The sequence below is a fragment of the Psychrobacter sp. DWR1-2-3 genome (genome assembly GCF_049896465.1).
Classification (GTDB): domain Bacteria; phylum Pseudomonadota; class Gammaproteobacteria; order Pseudomonadales; family Moraxellaceae; genus Psychrobacter; species Psychrobacter maritimus.
Genome location: NZ_JAFCUJ010000003.1, coordinates 166939 through 183416, shown reverse-complemented (window position 1 = coordinate 183416; position 16478 = coordinate 166939). Strand labels below are relative to the sequence as shown.

Sequence of the window (16478 nt, the reverse complement as noted above, 5' to 3'; positions counted from 1 at the left end):
TGTTTATTATATTTTTAACGAGGTGGTACTACTCTTTATACGTTGCTACCAATCTTACTGTAAACCCAAGGCTTGACGCGTTTCTTGAGCGATACGGCATTCTTCATCGGTCGGTACTACCCACAGCTCAATGCTGCTATCGTCGGCTTGGAAACTGCCTTCGCGGCCACCGACCAAGCTGGCGTTTTTAGCGGCATCTACTTTGATACCAAAATGCGGCATCATCTCTAAGATACGCGTCCGCGTGGTGACCGAGTTTTCGCCAATACCACCGGTAAAGACAATACCCGTAAAGTTAGGTAGGGCACAGCTTAAGCTAGCAAGGTATTTAGCGACACGGTAGCAGAACATCTCAATAGCAAGCTTGGCGTCTTGATGACCTTCGTTGGCTGCTTGCTCAATAGTACGCAAGTCATTTGATAAGCCTGAGATACCGAGCAGACCACTTTCGTTATTAAGTACTTTATCAATTTCTTCTAAGCTCATACCGAGTTGGCGTTTAAGATGGATATGTAAGCTTGGATCTACATCACCGCTGCGCGTGCCCATCATTAGCCCTTCAAGCGGGGTCAGACCCATACTGGTATCAAGACTTTTGCCATCGTAAACAGCCGTTGCCGAGCAACCATTGCCTAAATGCGCTGTTAACCAACCATGCGGGCCTTTGGCGCTGGTAATTTCGCTGGCACGCTCTGATACATAGGCGTGCGAGGTACCATGGAAGCCATAACGACGGATTTTATGTTCGTCATAAAGGGCTTTTGGTAGCGGATAACGGAATGCCACCGGCGGCATGGTTTGGTGGAAAGCAGTATCAAAGACCACCACTTGTGGAATCTCAGGATAAATGGCCTGTACCGCTTCGATACCCAAAGCATTGGCAGGGTTATGTAAGGGTGCTAGCACTTTTAAGCGCTTCACTTCTTCTAGCACATGCTGATTGACCCGTACCGCTTCTGAATATTCACGGCCGCCGTGTACCACGCGATGACCAACAGCGATAAAGTGATACTGCTCTAAGAGCTCAAGGATTCTTTTTAAGGCAAGTTCGTGACGACCACCAGCAATGGCGATTTCTAGTTTTTCACCATTTAACGTCGTGTGTTTGATACGGGCGGTGTCGAGGCCTAAGTTTTCGGCCAAACCTGTGATACGAGTAGAATTGTCTTCGCTGATGAGCGCGTATTTGATAGAAGAGGAACCGCAGTTGAGGACTAAGGTGGGGTTGGTCAGGTTTGATGTTTCAGTGTTTTTGTCATCAAAAGTCGTGGTTAGGCTGGCACTCATACTCTATCCTTAGATTATATTTTGTAAGTGGTGAATCGTCATCGATTATCACCGGTTGTATAAACAAAAACCAGCCATATCCTTGCTGGCGTACGCCGAACAGCTGACATACATAAACAATGACATCGCTGATTTTTATTGTTCTTGGGCTGGGACTGCTTTAAAGGACGTTAAAGGTTTGCATCTATCTGTTTTTAGAAACCAGTTTTTAGAAATCTGGTCTTGCAAAACTTAGGTTTTCGTACTTTTAAAGGTTAATAAGACGCATGCTAGCGCCTCGTCACAGCCACAAGGGTTAAGTATAATGTACCATATTTTTGCGCGTATACCACGATAACTATAAGGTTTTAATCAGCAATCTCATAAGTGCTTAATACAAGTGTACACCGAAGGTCGCGAGTGTTTATCAGCTATAATGAGACAAAAATGCACTCTATAAAAATTGTAAGTAAATTTTTCTGGGTTAATAGATTGATGCTTTATTAATGCTGTAAGACCTATCTATCAAAGCCATATATTCATACGTTCAGTCATTTATTCGAATAAATTTATGGCTCAAACAGAAGTGGTAGGCGCACAGCTTTAACGAATAATGCTATGATTAAAAAATTGTCCTATTTCCTTATTGCAGCCTTGGTTGTTTTTTATGGATAGTTATTTTATTCATATTCTATCTAAACCGTTGCAAGTCAAAATTTTGCAAGATTACAGGTTAGCCATTCTATGTTTACTATACATCGCACTTCTAAGATTAAAAGCGCTGACTTAAGCACTGCTTCAAGTATAAGCGCCAGTCGCCCTGCTACTTATAAACTTATCGCAGCTACTCTGGTGATAGGTTCTACAGTATTGACAGGCTGCGGGCAAAAAGGCGATTTGTATTTAGTAGAACCTAGCAGCCAAACAGTTGAGACTAATAGTCCGGTGCTTGATAGCAGCAGTCATCCGCAAGATGCCGCCTTTGCTAAAATTGACGACAATCAAAATAGCGAGCAAAACGCAGATAATTTTCAGTTGCCTAAACCGAGCACCGATCCCAACGATTATTAATCGTTGATTATTGCTTATTACAATACAAACGCTCAAACGATTTTTAGCGTATTCGGCAAGCTATTTACCTTTATGCCTTTATGCCTTAAAACCTTAATACATTGATTATATTAGAGGTACTTATATGAGTCAGTCAGTCACTACCCAAACCGAGCAGGGATTGTATGTGCATCCTGAAGCCCTAACCGCCCATTTGCCCGCGCTAGATTATCGAGGCGGTGCCTTGTATATGGAGCAGGTCAGTATTGATGAATTAGTTAAAAACTATGGTACGCCGTGTTATGTCTATTCAAAACAAGCGATTTTAGATGTTTATCAAGCTTATACCACAAGCTTTGCCAGCCTAAAGCATCAGATTTGCTATGCGGTAAAGGCAAACTCTAATTTGGCGGTACTTGGTATCTTGGCGCAAGCAGGGGCAGGGTTTGATATCGTTTCACGTGGTGAGCTTATGCGCGTATTGGCGGCAGGCGGCGAAGCTGCGCGCGTTGTATTCTCAGGCGTTGGCAAAACCTATAGCGATATTGAGTATGCACTGACCCAAGGTATTGGCTGCTTTAACGTTGAGTCGATTAGCGAGCTGACCTTAATCAACGATGTCGCAAAGCAGTTGGATAAATCGGCACCAATCTCGCTACGGGTCAATCCCAATGTCGATGCCAAAACCCATCCGTATATTTCAACAGGGTTAAAAGACAATAAATTTGGCATCAGTCATGAAAATGCCGTCGCTGTCTATGAGCAAGCGGCGCAATTATCGCATATCGATATCGTTGGTATCGACTGTCATATTGGTTCGCAATTGACGGAAGTTGCGCCATTTGTAGCAGCTTTAGATAAAGTGATTGAGCTGATACATAGCCTGCGTGATAAAGGCATTCAGCTGCGTCATATTGATTTGGGCGGTGGTCTCGGCGTGCGTTATATCGATGAGACGCCCGTATCTATCGATGAATTTGCCCAAGCGTTATTACCAAAACTTAGTGAGCTTGGTTTAACGGTATTCTTTGAGCCCGGTCGCAGTATCGTGGCTAATGCGGGCGTGCTCTTAACTAAGGTTGATGTGTTAAAACCAACTGAACATAAAAACTTTGCTATTGTCGATGCCGCAATGAATGATTTGATTCGTCCGGCTTTATATCAAGCTGAAATGGCCGTGATTCCAAGCGTTTTACCTGAGAATGGTATCGATACCGATGGCACACAAACGTGGGATATTGTTGGTGCGATTTGTGAAACCGGTGACTTTTTAGCAAAAGACCGTTTGTTGTCATTAGCAACGGGCGATATCTTAGCGATAACGGGTGCTGGCGCGTACGGCTTTACCATGAGTAGCAATTACAACTCGCGCGGTCGTGCCAGCGAGGTGATGGTAGCCGATGATAATCATCAATTGATTCGTAAGCGTGAAACGCTTGAAGCGTTATATGCTGATGAAATGTTGTGGCAAGATAAGTAGCCTATTAAAAACGCCGCGATGTTTAATAATTAAAGTTTTATGATGAAAGCTTAATGATTAAAGCTTAATGATTAAAGCTTAATAATTAAAAATGACCCATTGTTATAACGACAATGGGTTTTTTATGGCCTGCTTTAATTCAAAGTCTAATTAAAAATATTTGTTCGGTTGTAGAGTACTAACTTAGCCTTTGATAGCGGTGATAATTATGATTGTATCTGACAGCGTGCTAATATAAGGCATACATAAAAATAGGATAGGATAACAAGGATATGCTAATAGAATTTACAAAGATGCATGGGCTGGGTAATGACTTTATGGTCATCGATTTGGTGACCCAGCGCTTAGAGTTAACCAAGGATTTGGTGCAACTGTTGGGCGATCGTCATTTGGGCATTGGCTTTGATCAATTGCTCGTTGTTGAGCCGCCGATGCGTCCTGACGTTGATTTTAGTTATCGCATTTTTAATACCGATGGCACAGAGGTCGAGCAGTGTGGTAATGGCGCGCGCTGTTTTGCCCGTTTTGTGCAAGCGCGTAAGCTGTCATTTAAACAGCGCCTGCGGGTTGAGACGGCAAGCGGCATTATTTCGCTGACGACAGACCGTTATGGCTGGGTTGAAGTCGATATGGGTAAACCAAAGTTCGAGCCAAGCGAGATTCCCTTTACCCCAAGAGCGACGACCAAAATCCAAAACGCCTATCATCTGGATGTTAATGGCACGCCAGTGCAGCTTTATGTTGCCAATATGGGCAACCCACATGCGGTTATCAAAGTTGATGACGTGCTCGATGCCGACGTTGCAACCTTGGGCAAAGCTATCGAATCGCATCCTGCTTTTCCAGAGCGCGTCAATGTCGGCTTTATGCAAGTGATGAACCAGCGTCATATTCGTTTGCGTGTCTATGAGCGCGGTGTTGGTGAGACGCAAGCCTGTGGGACCGGCGCCTGTGCCGCAGTGGCGGTCGGTATCCGTGAAGGCTGGCTTGATGAAGGCGAAGACGTACGCGCCCAGCTTTATGGCGGCAGCATGATTATCAAATGGCAGCCGGGTTATTCAGTGATGATGACCGGTCCAACGGCGTTCGTCTATGAAGGCGTTTTTAGCCCAGATGGTCTGATGGCGCAAGCGGGTATCAAGCCTATTCCAGAAGGTTAATTGACAATAGGTTAATGAACAATGACAAGCGGTGTAGGTTTGCTGCTAGGTAAATGCTATGGTCATCTCTAAGAAGGCTGTGTTCAGTAAAAACCGTCAGATGACAGAGCCTACCTCAGATTCTGAGTCGAAAGCTTGGCTATCAGTTGAGCACGCTGCTGCTATAGAGTCGGATGCCGCACTACGAGAATTGTTAGCGCCGGTACATCGTTGGCTTAATACGCTGTCGGTGCGTAATCACTCCGAACATACGCTGGTGGCTTATTTTGCGGGCCTGAACCAGTTGGCGCTATTTTTACGCGGCAAACGTTTGACGTGGACGCGCTGTGATAAGCGCCAATTAGCCCAGCATATCAGCCAGCGCCTCGATGAAGACAAGCTGGCGCTTGCCAGCGTCCAGCAAGAGTTATCGGCTATCCGTCATTTTTATGGCTGGCTGATAGAAGAGGATTTAGCACGTATTAACCCAACCACCGGCTATCAGCTTAAGCGCAGCCCTAGACCGCTGCCATCTATCGCCGATGTGGATTTATTAACGCAATTGCTTGACCAAGAGATACCTGATACGCCCGAACAAGCACGCTTATGGTTGCGCGATAAAGCAATGTTTGAACTGCTTTATAGCAGCGGTCTGCGTGTCGGCGAGTTGGTGGCGCTCGATATGGCAGATATCGATTTGGCTGACCTGCGCGTGCGCGTGACGGGTAAAGGCAATAAAACGCGCTTGGTGCCATTAGGTATCAAAGCTGCCGAGGCGATTAAACGTTATCTGCCGCACCGAAATCTGTGGGTAGAGCAGATGGATAGCGCCTTGTTTATCAGTGAAAAATTAGGTACACGCTTATCAACACGGGCAGTACAGCAACGCCTCAAAGTTGCGGCTACACGTGCGGGCATTGCGCAAAATATGTATCCTCATTTATTACGCCACTGCTTTGCGTCGCATATGTTATCTGGTAGTGGCGATTTGCGCGCGGTACAAGAAATGCTTGGTCATAGTGATATCAGCACCACGCAAATTTATACTCATGTTGATTTTGCTAAATTGACCCAAGTCTATGACCGAGCCCATCCGCGCGCGACTCATGCGCAAAATAACAGTGACAGCGATATTACTTAAGTTACAGTTACTTAAGTTGAAGCTACTTAATTTGCAGTTACAGATCTAGTGCCAGTTTCATTTTTAATCATTTAAACCTACATCTATGCCAAACGATGGCAGTCAAAGATAGGCATCTTTTGTCGTCCTTGCACTTGGGCGGCTTTATCTAAGGATGCCAAGACTAAAGCATAATTTTTATTAGCAGGGTCTTTTAAGTCACTATCTTCATAGCTGTTGATAATCGTGCCATCATAAGCGGTAATCGTGCTATGACCCCATGTCTGACGGCTACTGCCATCCTTATAAGCATGCTCACCGCCTTGTGCTGCGCCAATCACCATACACTGACTGTCTAACGCCCGCGCGCGTAGTAACAGCGACCAGTGCGCTTGCCCGGTCAAATAAGTAAAGGCTGATGGCGCGCTTAGCAAATCCGCGCCCGCTTGCCGTAGCCGCTGCGCCAATGCTGGAAAGCGTAAATCAAAGCAAACCATCATACCGAGCTGATAAATACCATCATTTGCTTCGAGTGTCGTAACGACTGTTTGGGTGCCGGGCTCAAAGGTCGCCGCTTCATTATAGCTGCCTTGCTTATCGGCGACAGTCGCAGTAAACAGGTGAATCTTATCGTAGCGCGCTACTCGCGTACCATCGGGGGCAAACAGCTGACTGACTTGGCGTAATCTACCATCGGGTACGATGACACCATCAGGGCGGTAAGGGCAGGGCAGTGAGCCTGCAAGTACATAGATACCATAAGTACGCGCATAGTCAGCTATCGTTGCTGACAGCTCATCAAAATGCTCAGCAGTGGCAAACTGTCGACCCATGCTACAGCAGTTTTCTGGTAGCACTACCAACTGTGCGTCTTGTGCGCGTGCATCGATAATGGCGGCTTTTATATCTGCTAAATTGTCCTCGATATTTTGCTGGCTGTTCATCTGCACAGCAGCAACGGTTAGTTGTCCGTTATTTCTCAAATCATTCATAGTATTCTTCCCGATTTTAAGCTGTATTGAGTTTCCCTTTTATCTGCTCTTTTATCCTATTGTTATTCACGACTTTTATGCATAGGTTTTGCATTGATCTTACATGATTAAGCACTTAGCAGCCCTACACAGCTATTGATGTTTTTATAATTTGAGCAAGAGCTAAAAATAGCTTATCTGGACAGGGTATAAATTATCGTAGCAACATTGTAGCAAAAAATGCTATCGTCATGACCTGATAGGCTAAAGCGCTTATTAGTGATGATAAGCGTTAATAAGCGCAGGCTTTAACCAGCATAACATATAGAATCTTACCCTAATCGGAGTGTAATAAGTCACCCATGAGTATGTCGTTTGGATTGGCGACCACGCTGAGCACCTCACAAAAACTGACCCCGCAAATGCAGCAAGCTATTAAATTGTTGCAGCTCTCTAGTCTTGAGCTCGCGCAGGAGGTACAGGCGAAGCTCGATAGCAATCCATTGCTTGAACGTATCGAAGATGACGATGATGATAATGATGAGTACGACAAGAGTGATGATGAGGCGCTCAATGAGTTTGGCGAATCATTAACGCTGGATAGTTGGAATCAACACGCTAGCGTTGATACGTTTTCTACCTCTACCCATTTATCAGATGATGGTTTTGACTATGTTGACAATAGCAGTGATGACACTATCACTGATGAATATAGCAGCGACAGCTTAGATAAGTTACAGCAGGCCAGTTTTGATGATGAAGCGATAGACAACTATGCGCTAGATGGCGAGGACTATAGTGGTTTTGAAAGCAGTAATTATGCCTCTGCTGCGCCAAGCGCTGGCAGTCTGTCCAATCATTCAGGTCGCGGAGGCGATGAAGACTTTGATAGCTATCAGGGCAGCACCAGCGCGACCATTCAAGACCATGTGCGCTGGCAGCTAAATTTCAAACATCTCTCCGAGACAGATACGCTCATTGCTGAATACTTGATGGACTCTATGGATGATATGGGCTTTGTGCGCCTTGATATCGATGAGTTGTTACAGAGCTTTGATACCATGGCAAGCTTTTATCAATGGGATGAGCGCGTTGAGCATGATGAAGTCATGGCGGTACTGCGCATTATTCAATCGTGTGACCCGCTTGGTGTTGGGGCGCGCAATCTCAATGAATGCTTAGCGCTGCAATTATCCAAGCTTGATACGAATACAAAGTATCTTAAAGAAGCCAAAGCACTTCTCTCAGCCAGTGAGCATTTAGTTAGTAATAATATCAAAGCCTTGACTGAGCAGACGGGACTCGCGCCTGAATACATCACACCCGCTCTTACTCTATTACGCACTCTGAATCCATCACCCGGTTTATTATTCCAAAGCAGTCAGCCTGATTATATGCAGCCATCAGCAAGCTATGATATTCCTGATGTGTTGGTTACGCCTATTCGTCGCCACAATAGCAATAATAGCAACAGAGGTGATATTACTGCCCAAGTAGATGGCTGGCAGGTACGTCTTAATCCTGAAACCTTGCCCAAGCTGCGGGTCAATCAAGAATATGCCAGTTTAGTCAAACGCGGTGATGACAGCCCTGACAATCAGTATCTGCGTGAAAACCTCACCGATGCGCGCTTGTTTATTCGTAGTATCGAGGAGCGCAATCAAAACCTGTTAAAAGTAGTGACCAGTATCGTGCGCTACCAGCAAGAGTTTTTGCAACATGGTGCAACCGCCATGCAGCCGCTTATTCTAAAAGCCATTGCCGCAGAAGTTGATTTGCATGAATCGACCGTCTCGCGCCTGACTACAAGTAAGACCATCTTGACGCCACAAGGGTTGTTTTCCCTCAAGCACTTCTTCTCATCTCACGTCAGCAGTAGCGACGGTGATATCTCCTCAACCGCCATCAGCGCCATGATTAAGCAGCTGATCGCTGATGAAGACCCTAAAAAGCCCTTATCTGACAGTCGCATAAAAGATTTTTTATTGGCAGAAGGTATCGATATCGCCAGACGAACGGTGGCCAAATATCGTGAAGCGATGAATATCGGCTCCTCTACCCAGCGCAAACAAAAGTATTAAATGTTGTGATTCAATGGCTTATCAATGCAGTACTGCTCTTATCAATATGTTTTTTCGTAAATATAAAAAATAAAATTTTTTGATTATATAGAAACATGCAGGAAACATCAGTTTTTATTACATTTAGTTACAGTTTAGTGTCTTGCTACTATTCGCTTTTCATGACAAATTAGAGTCATACCAACAACGAAAACCAAGTATCGATTTGGCTTATTTGTATAAATCATCCATCAAAAATATGATAAAAATGCGTTTATATTTTACTAAAGGAGTAGAGGGATAAAGACGTTAATGATTAAAAAAGCTAAGTGTTAAATCTTATTAAATATGCTTATTAAATATGAAAGATACTAGGTCAGTTATTGGTAAGGCAGGGTGATAAAAGCATAAGTGCTGACTCATCTGTTGATTATAAGTAGCAATATAAGCAATAATAAAAGGACAATAATATGAATGTTTCTATCAGTGGTCACCATATCAGTATTACCGATGCCATGGACAAAGCGGTTCGCGAAAAACTTGAAAAAGTAGAACGTCACTTCGATCAGATTCAAAGTATTAAAGTGATATTATCGCTAGACAACAGCGGCGCAAGTGATGGCGGTAAAAAGACTCATAAAGCCGAAGCAATTATGCGAGTCGCAGGTCAAGAGATGTTTGTCCAAGCCCTTGAAGACGATATGTATAAAGCTATTAACGACATGGCAGACAAACTTGATAGACAAGTGCGTAAATATAAAACCCGTCAAGACCGTAAGAAAACTCAGGGTCCAGGGCGCGATGAACGCTATGAAGATTTAACCGATGTAGAGGCAGCGCCTGCGGTTTAGGTTTAAGTGCCACACGGTTTAATAGCAATGTTTAGCTGCCATATCATGTAAATTTTCTATCATATAAGCTTTATTGTCGTAACCATTGATAATTCTTAGCTCATAAATAAATAGTATAAATAGCAGGATTGTTAATGATAGACGATTAATAGTGTTGATGATTGAAATGGAACAAACGATAAGCTAAGCAAAAAAAGGACCTCTAACGTATTATCGTTGAGGTCTTTTTTATTGTCTTTTTTAAACGGTTGGCTTATAAATCTTAGCCGCCGCCAACCGCTTGTACGACTTCAATATTCATACCTTCAACGATACGCAGTTTATCAAGCTCGCTTTTTGGTATCAGCTCGCCATCGACTTCAACGGCGTAGCGTCCAGTACTAAGCCCAAGTTCATTGACGACCAATTGTACCGTTTGATGGGTGGTCTGCAGTGTCTTACCGTTTACATTAATATTACTCATAGTATGTGCTCCCTAATGACTTGAGATTCCTTTTTATCCAATTATCTTTAATCTATGTTTATCTGTAACTGAAATTTTATCGATGACGGTTAGCTGTGTTATTCATTTTAAACGACTGATTGTGCGTTTTAATTATTGAAACCAAAGTAGCTATTAAATACCGGCGTGATTTAAACGAGACGTCGTTACTGCAAGCCATAACCAACCTGCAATCATCAATACACCGCCAATAGGAGTAATCGCCCCAAACCAGCGCGGTGCACCAAGCGTCATGGCATATAAACTGCCGGCGAAGATAATCACCCCGACCTGCAATAACCAAGCCGTGGTTTGAGTCGCATAATTTAGCCGAATAAGAATGCCCACCAGTAATAACCCAAGCCCATGTATAAACCAGTATAAGGTTGCTGTTTGCCACCATTCAAGCTGCTGAGTACTGACGATAGCTTTAAGACCATGAGCCCCAAAGGCACCCAGAGCCACGGCGATAGCCATATTAAGCGCCGCAATACTTATCCAATTTAGCATGGTCAAACTCGTGTTATAAATAGGGCTTTAATAGTGGTTTTTATCTGATAAATGGGTTACTGAATATCATCAGGTAATATCACACTATCGATGGTCATGGCTTCACGGATTTTATCCATGGCATTTTTCTCGATCTGGCGCACACGCTCTGCTGAGATAGAGTAGACCGCTGCCAATTCATGCAAAGTTGATTTTTGCTCAGAAAGCCAACGCTGCTCGACGATATCGCGCGAACGATCATCCAAGGTATCCATCGCCGCAAGTAGTGCAGATGAGTTATTTTCTTCCCAATCAGATTCTTCAACCATCTCGGCAGGGTCAATACCGTCCTCTAAGAACAGCTGCGGCGCATAGCGTCCATCGTCATCATCGCTTGACTGCGCTTCAAATGACGCATCATACGACGTCAAACGTGACTCCATTTCAAGCACTTGCTTGCGCGTCACATTTAAGTCGTTGGCAATGGCATCAGCTTCTTCAAGCGTTAGCTGGTTGTTGGTCTTTTTAAGGCTACGTAAGTTAAAGAATAGTTTACGATGCGCCTTGGTAGTCGCAACTTTAACAATGCGCCAGTTACGAATGACAAATTCGTGAATTTCAGCCTTAATCCAATGCACGGCAAAGGATACCAAACGTACACCTTTATTAGGGTCAAAGCGTTTTACCGCTTTCATTAGCCCTAAATTGCCTTCTTGGATTAAATCGGCTTGTGGCAGACCGTAGCCTGAGTAACTGCGTGCAATATGAATCACAAAGCGCAGGTGCGACATGACAAGTAAACGCGCCGCTTCGACATCGCCTTCATCGTAATAGCGATGGGCAAGCTCTTGCTCTTGGGTCGGTGTCAAAATCGGTATTTGATGCACAGTATTGATATATGCACCCAAATTTACCCCAGGCGCAGATAAATGCGTTGGCATCGCAGGCACCAAATCGCGAGTACTAGTATCACCAAGCGCGCTGGCGTCATAAGGCGGACGCGCCGCTGCAGCTTTTAGCGCCGCATCGCGTGCTTCGTTTTTTTCGGGCGCTGCGCTGTCTTTTTTACGGGAATTTGCAGCGTTAGTAGAAGTATTAGCCATATTCTTGACCTTGGTTAAATAGATAAGCAATGAGTCAGATAAAAATCTTTATAGTTGTAATTGTAAAGGATAGCGCCGCTTAGTTGCTATCAGTTTTGGTAATGATGAAGTGATATATTGTATCAACAGAATATTTAGATTTTGTTGCTGTAGTCTCTTCGCTATTTGCTGCTGTTGCCTGATTGATGACCAATAATAATGGGTTTACGGTATCTGTTTTTTGGCTCTGCTCACAAAACGCAGTGATATCCGCTTGCGAGTTTGGGTCGGTTGCAACCACATATAACGACTCACCTGCGGCCACATGACGCAGCGCCACTTTGGTTTTTAATAGTGGCATCGGGCAGGCAAGTCCGCGCCCGTCTACCATATCTTTAATAATAATCGTCTCGTGCTTCAAACCTGCGCTATCATTTAGTTTACCGTTATCGGTTGCGCTAAGGGTATCTGCTAGCAACAATTCCAATAGCTGCCTTATCGCTTGCTGCTTTGCTTCAGGCAAGGTATCTGATAAAGCTTCTGACAGATGCATAGCATGCGAGCCTTGTACAATGATGGATTGGTTATCAGCAGACATAAAATTAACCTTTAAGATACCCCACTCTCAACTTGTTTTTCTAAGGTATTGGTTTACTTAGTTTTTAAAATTTCAGTTAAAACAATTAGAATTTTAAATTCTATAAAAATCAAAAGCCTACGATAAGTTGAGATTGGCGTTTTAAGATATCAATGTTTAAGGTAGCAGTATTTAAGACAGTACGGCTGATTAAGAGAGCTTAGCTTTGTATAGTACTGCCCAGAAGCCTTTATCAAGGCCTACCATTATAGCAAATTGCCACTATGTAATTGCAGTTGAATATAGTCATCATAATGTTTGGTCAATCAGAACACCTTATTAGCATTAAGCAATAAATTTATGCTTTAAACTTCAAATTCGGACTATAAATTTACACCGTCTAGATTTACACAACCATGTTGCACAATCGTGACGCACGGCAGCGTGATTGGTAGCCAGAAGCAGACGACAATTGACCTTGGATAAACAAGCTCGTATAGTCAAAAAGACGTTATGATTACTCGTATAGGATACGCACTTGTATTATTCTCATAGACCATCGCTGCTTAAAAAACCAGTAAAGACATTGGCAGAAGGCGCGTTTGCGCTAAAGTTAGGTATGTCTGCTACCTTATTGGCGCTGGTAACCACTGCCAACGCTATCAGCACACAAGCTGCGCCCTTTGCTTATGATTCATGGCAGTCTAGCAATGCAGACGAGTTAGATTTGCCTAATTTGCGTGGACAAGGATTAAGCTTTGCCGAGCAGTATCAAAATAAACTGCTTGGCGAATGGTCGTTAAGAAACATCAATGGTCGCACTAAGATGGAGCATGACCCTTGGATACACGAAACGGTCAAAGACATCACCTGGCGGCTAAATGCTCAAGCACGCCAGCAAGCACCACTCGGCTTGGTCATTATTGATAATCCCAGTATCAATGCTTTTGCAGCGCCCGGCGGGGTTATCGGGCTAAATACCGGGACGATACTCGCGGCAAGCAGTATGGATGAGCTTGCCAGCGTCATCGCGCATGAAGTAGCACATATTAGCCAAAACCATTATGAGAGCGGGGCGGATGAGCGCAAAAAAGCCCTGCTAATGCAAATAGGCGGAATGCTCGCAGCGATTGCGGCGTCAGCGGTCGATGGTGATGCCGCCGCTGCCGTCATGATGGGCAGCCAAACGGCGACGATGAATAGCAGTATGGCTTTTAGCCGTAATAATGAGCGTGAAGCTGACCGCGTTGGGATGCAAATCATGAACCAAGCTGGTTATGATCCACGCGCGATGCCACGCTTTTTTGCGACGATGAATCAACAAAGCCAATTAAACCAAACCGCCAATCAATTCTTACCCAGTTTTGTGCGCTCGCATCCTTTAAGTAATGAGCGCTTAAGTGAGTCGCAAAGCCGCGCTCAGCGTTATACCTCGTTGTCATTAAACCAGCAGCAGCGCCATCAAGCGTTGTTTGATTTGCTGTATTGGCGTGTACAAAGTACCGGCAAACACGTCTCTGAAACTGCACTGACGACCGCCGCTAAAAATAGCGTTGGCGCAAAATTGGCGCTGATGTATTGGTATGGCGAGCAGCAGCGTTTTAAAGAGGCCAATGAGCTATATACTGAGCTATCAGCGTTGCCCGCGCCGCAGCGCCAAGTATTAGAGCCTTTATTGTCTATTACCCAAAGCCAAATCCTTACTGAGCAAAATCAATGGCAACAAGCGGCTGAACTGTTAGAGAGTCAGCAGCGCCTTTATCCTGAGCGCCGCGACCTGCGTCTTTATTTGGCTGAAGCACTGACCAATAGCAATCAGCCAACCAAAGCGCAAGCACTGCTTAAGCCCTTGACTGAGCAGCAGCCAAGCGACCGCTATGCGTGGCAAAGTTTGCAATTAGCCAATGAAAAAATTGCTAAAACGACTGATTCAGCGTCGCTGGCAAAAATCGCCACTATTAATGCGCTGCGTTATCGCAGTCATGACCAGCTATGGAGTGGCCGCTATGACCGCGCGCTGACTTCGTTGACGCAAGCCAAGCAATTGACTGAGCAAATGCAAAAAACCGCGCAAGCGAGCAGCGCTCGTCCGTTACTTGCCAATATCAATGCCGAAATCAAAGCCGTAAAAACCGCCAAAGACTTTAAGCCTTAGGCGGTTGTTTTTATCGCTTGGGTTGATACGCAGATTAAGAATATATAACTTTTCTTAACTTTGATTAACCCTGCAGGGCATCTTTTACCAGTTTAGAGATGAGTGCAGGGTCAGCACGGCCCGCGGTTTTATTTTTTAACACACCCATCACGCTGCCCATATCACGCATCGATGTGGCACCTTGCTCAGCGATTTCGGCATTGACCAAAGCGGCAAGCTCGGCATCGTCCATTTGTTTTGGCATAAACTCGTTGATGATATCGATTTCAAACTGCTCTTTATTTGCCAAATCATCACGGCCATTTTCGGTAAAAATAGTCAGTGACTCATGGCGTTGTTTTAGCTGCTTTTGTAGCACTTCCAATACTTGCGCATCATCAAGTTCGGTCTGGCGGTCAATCTCAATTTGTTTGACCACCGATTGGACGTTGCGCAATACTTTAACGCGCTCAAGCTCACGCGCTTTCATCGAAGTTTTGATACTGTCAGACAAGCTCTGTTTAAGTTGGCTCATTGTTATTATTCCTTATGAGTATGGATAAAATAGTTTTTGGTAAGTGTTAAATAAAAATCTGCTGAGCATTTATCAGCATGAATAACAAAAATTGTAGCATAAAAAACGCCACTGTTATTCATCGATAACAGTGGCGTTAGTGTAGCGCTGGTATTTAGCTAATCGTATTAGTGATTAGTACATACGAGTGGTACGAATAGTTTCGCGTTGTAATTTCTTTTTATAACGCTTTACAGCAGCGGCTTTTTTGCGCTTGCGTACTTGCGTTGGTTTTTCATAAAATTCACGCTTACGTACGTCTGATAGAACGCCGGCTTTTTCACAAGCACGCTTAAAACGACGGATAGCGATGTCAACTGGTTCGTTTTCTTTAACCTTAACTGCAGGCATGAAAGCTCCTTTATTAGGATGAGATGTAAGGGCATTAGTTTGGCTGTGTATTAGTATTTAGCCGTAATATCTCAAGATTATCGGCATCAGCTCAAACTAGGATAGTCTTGCGCAATAGCACAAGGGCGCTTATTTTAATCAAAAATGGCAGTAAAGTCAAAGGCTTTTGCGCATTAATCCATAATTATCATTAAGTTGCACGCTATTATCAGCAATAACGGTCGTAACTCATTTAGACTCATGATTTGCTTGCCCTTAACATAGTGCTCTTTAAAAGTGTATGAATGGATAAATTTACTGCATGGTACAAACAGAAATAAAAAACCCTACTGTCTATAACGGTTTAGGCAGAGTTTATGCTATGATAATTTGCATAATATCAATCGTTTTATGTGCACTTTATTAAGGATGTTGCAATGAAGAAATCAGTACTAAACACGGCGCTAAGCACAGCATTTATCGTCGCCCTTGGCTTTGGTATCAGTGCTTGCAGTGGGGATAAAGAAGGCGAGTCGCACGAAGTCTTAGCAAAAGACCGCGTCGATGAAGCGGCAGAGCTTGCGCGTAAAAACGCACCTGAAGCAGAAGAGCTGAATTTCCCAGAAACAGCGCCAATGCCAGCGGCTGAAGCAGACGCCGCGGCAAGTACTGAAGCCACCACAACCAGCACAGAAGAAGGCGCTGCTGCTACATCAGAAGCGACTGCGACTGCAAGCGCGGATACCGAAGTGGCTAGTACTGAAACTGAGACTAAAAGTACAGAGGCGCCAGCTACGGATTCAGCAACTACGGACGCAACAGCAGTAGCGAATTAGTAGCTTTTACGATAAAAGTACGTTGTGATGAAGGTAGG

16 protein-coding genes are annotated in these 16478 nt (G+C 44.2%); 8 read left to right on the top strand and 8 right to left on the bottom strand.

What is annotated here, in order from left to right; translation table 11 throughout:
- Nucleotides 1-54: 54 nt before the first annotated feature.
- The gene (locus ACP7AA_RS07110) at nt 55-1287 is read right to left on the bottom strand and encodes an acetate/propionate family kinase (RefSeq protein ID WP_372845085.1); all 1233 of its coding nucleotides are present in this window, start codon (nt 1285-1287) and stop codon (nt 55-57) included.
- Nucleotides 1288-2010: 723 nt separating this feature from the next.
- On the opposite strand from ACP7AA_RS07110, the gene lptM reads away from it, so the two are divergent.
- The 4 genes from lptM to ACP7AA_RS07090 all read left to right on the top strand — a co-directional run bounded on the left by lptM (nt 2011) and on the right by ACP7AA_RS07090 (nt 6076).
- Nucleotides 2011-2337 (top strand): LPS translocon maturation chaperone LptM, encoded by a 327-nt coding sequence (gene lptM, locus ACP7AA_RS07105; protein ID WP_426223077.1) that lies wholly within the window; start codon nt 2011-2013, stop codon nt 2335-2337.
- 124 nt (nt 2338-2461) lie between these two features.
- Nucleotides 2462-3796 carry a diaminopimelate decarboxylase gene (lysA, locus tag ACP7AA_RS07100; RefSeq protein WP_426223076.1) on the top strand — a complete coding sequence of 445 codons (1335 nt, stop codon included), beginning with the start codon at nt 2462-2464 and terminating at the stop codon, nt 3794-3796.
- Nucleotides 3797-4068: 272 nt separating this feature from the next.
- Nucleotides 4069-4956 (top strand): diaminopimelate epimerase, encoded by an 888-nt coding sequence (gene dapF, locus ACP7AA_RS07095; protein WP_201564588.1) that lies wholly within the window; start codon nt 4069-4071, stop codon nt 4954-4956.
- A 100-nt stretch (nt 4957-5056) separates the two neighbouring features.
- Complete coding sequence (locus ACP7AA_RS07090; protein WP_426223277.1) at nt 5057-6076, top strand: tyrosine recombinase XerC; 1020 nt, start codon at nt 5057-5059, stop codon at nt 6074-6076.
- 83 nt (nt 6077-6159) lie between these two features.
- On the opposite strand, the gene ACP7AA_RS07085 is transcribed toward ACP7AA_RS07090, so the two are convergent.
- On the bottom strand, nt 6160-7047 hold the full coding sequence (locus ACP7AA_RS07085; RefSeq protein ID WP_426223075.1) for a nitrilase-related carbon-nitrogen hydrolase: 888 nt from the start codon (nt 7045-7047) through the stop codon (nt 6160-6162).
- 341 nt (nt 7048-7388) lie between these two features.
- On the opposite strand from ACP7AA_RS07085, the gene rpoN reads away from it, so the two are divergent.
- Together rpoN and hpf are read left to right on the top strand one after the other, a co-directional pair.
- Nucleotides 7389-9107, top strand: coding sequence for an RNA polymerase factor sigma-54 (gene rpoN / locus ACP7AA_RS07080; protein ID WP_426223074.1), 1719 nt, complete (start codon nt 7389-7391; stop codon nt 9105-9107).
- Between the two features lie 449 nt (nt 9108-9556).
- A complete protein-coding gene (gene hpf, locus ACP7AA_RS07075; RefSeq protein ID WP_201564601.1) occupies nt 9557-9937 on the top strand; it encodes a ribosome hibernation-promoting factor, HPF/YfiA family in 381 nt (126 codons plus the stop codon).
- Nucleotides 9938-10199: 262 nt separating this feature from the next.
- On the opposite strand, the gene thiS is transcribed toward hpf, so the two are convergent.
- From thiS to ACP7AA_RS07055, 4 genes are all read right to left on the bottom strand, one after another.
- The gene (gene thiS, locus ACP7AA_RS07070) at nt 10200-10400 is read right to left on the bottom strand and encodes a sulfur carrier protein ThiS (RefSeq protein ID WP_201564603.1); all 201 of its coding nucleotides are present in this window, start codon (nt 10398-10400) and stop codon (nt 10200-10202) included.
- A 153-nt stretch (nt 10401-10553) separates the two neighbouring features.
- Nucleotides 10554-10928, bottom strand: coding sequence for a DUF423 domain-containing protein (locus tag ACP7AA_RS07065; RefSeq protein WP_201629177.1), 375 nt, complete (start codon nt 10926-10928; stop codon nt 10554-10556).
- Nucleotides 10929-10984: 56 nt separating this feature from the next.
- Nucleotides 10985-11848 carry an RNA polymerase sigma factor RpoH gene (gene rpoH / locus ACP7AA_RS07060; protein ID WP_201545792.1) on the bottom strand — a complete coding sequence of 288 codons (864 nt, stop codon included), beginning with the start codon at nt 11846-11848 and terminating at the stop codon, nt 10985-10987.
- A 241-nt stretch (nt 11849-12089) separates the two neighbouring features.
- The gene (locus ACP7AA_RS07055) at nt 12090-12587 is read right to left on the bottom strand and encodes a sulfurtransferase TusA family protein (RefSeq protein ID WP_426223073.1); all 498 of its coding nucleotides are present in this window, start codon (nt 12585-12587) and stop codon (nt 12090-12092) included.
- A 517-nt stretch (nt 12588-13104) separates the two neighbouring features.
- On the opposite strand from ACP7AA_RS07055, the gene ACP7AA_RS07050 reads away from it, so the two are divergent.
- Nucleotides 13105-14721, top strand: coding sequence for a M48 family metalloprotease (locus ACP7AA_RS07050; RefSeq protein WP_426223072.1), 1617 nt, complete (start codon nt 13105-13107; stop codon nt 14719-14721).
- 64 nt (nt 14722-14785) lie between these two features.
- Here the strand turns inward: ACP7AA_RS07050 and ACP7AA_RS07045 are convergent, their stop codons facing one another.
- Both ACP7AA_RS07045 and rpsU read right to left on the bottom strand, forming a co-directional pair.
- Nucleotides 14786-15235, bottom strand: coding sequence for a GatB/YqeY domain-containing protein (locus ACP7AA_RS07045; RefSeq protein WP_296172989.1), 450 nt, complete (start codon nt 15233-15235; stop codon nt 14786-14788).
- A 174-nt stretch (nt 15236-15409) separates the two neighbouring features.
- Nucleotides 15410-15625 (bottom strand): 30S ribosomal protein S21, encoded by a 216-nt coding sequence (rpsU, locus tag ACP7AA_RS07040; protein WP_010195908.1) that lies wholly within the window; start codon nt 15623-15625, stop codon nt 15410-15412.
- A 416-nt stretch (nt 15626-16041) separates the two neighbouring features.
- Between rpsU and ACP7AA_RS07035 the strand changes: the two genes are divergently transcribed.
- The gene (locus tag ACP7AA_RS07035) at nt 16042-16440 is read left to right on the top strand and encodes a hypothetical protein (protein WP_426223071.1); all 399 of its coding nucleotides are present in this window, start codon (nt 16042-16044) and stop codon (nt 16438-16440) included.
- Nucleotides 16441-16478: the final 38 nt, after the last annotated feature.